Annotated in this window: 1 protein-coding gene; it reads left to right on the forward strand. The window is 71.6% G+C overall.

All coding sequences use genetic code 11. The annotated features are described in order from the left end of the window. Positions 1-747: methyl-accepting chemotaxis protein (locus ACYVJ4_RS17465; RefSeq protein ID WP_460461364.1), on the forward strand; the 747-nt coding region annotated here is incomplete at both ends.

Here is a 747-nt window from a genome sequence, read left to right on the forward strand (position 1 = left end):
GTCGGCGTCGGCGGTGGCGTCGAGCTCGGAGGAGCTGTCGGTGTCGGGTGAGGCGGTGGCGGCGGGGGCTGAGGAGGCGTCGGTGCAGGCGGGGGTGGTGGCGGCTGCGGCGGAGCAGGTGTCGCGCAACGTGCAGACGGTGGCGGCGGGTTCGGAGCAGATGGGGGCCTCGATCCGGGAGATCGCGCAGTCGGCGAACGAGGCGGCGCGGGTGGCCGGTCAGGCGGTGGGGGTGGTGGAGTCGACGAATTCTTCGGTGGCTCAGCTGGGGTCGTCCTCGACCGAGATCGGGAACGTGGTGAAGGTGATCACCTCGATCGCGGAGCAGACGAACTTGTTGGCGTTGAACGCGACGATCGAGGCGGCTCGGGCGGGGGAGGCGGGCAAGGGGTTCGCGGTGGTGGCTGGTGAGGTCAAGGAGCTGGCGCGTGAGACGGCGCGGGCGACCGAGGACATCGCGCGGCGGGTGGAGGCGATCCAGTCCGACACCGCGGGTGCGGTGGCGGCGATGGGTCAGATCAGCGCGATCATCGCCTCGATCAACGACTACCAGCTGACGATCGCGTCGGCGGTGGAGGAGCAGACGGCCACGACGCAGGAGATGTCGCGGAACGTGACGGAGGCGGCGACGGGGTCGGGGGAGATCGCGGCGAACATCACGGGGGTGGCGTCGGCGTCGGCGGCCACGACCGAGGCGGTCGGGCAGTCCCGGGTCGCGATCGACGAGCTCACCCGCATGGCCGCCGA

The sequence above is a fragment of the Angustibacter peucedani genome, from assembly GCF_054779595.1.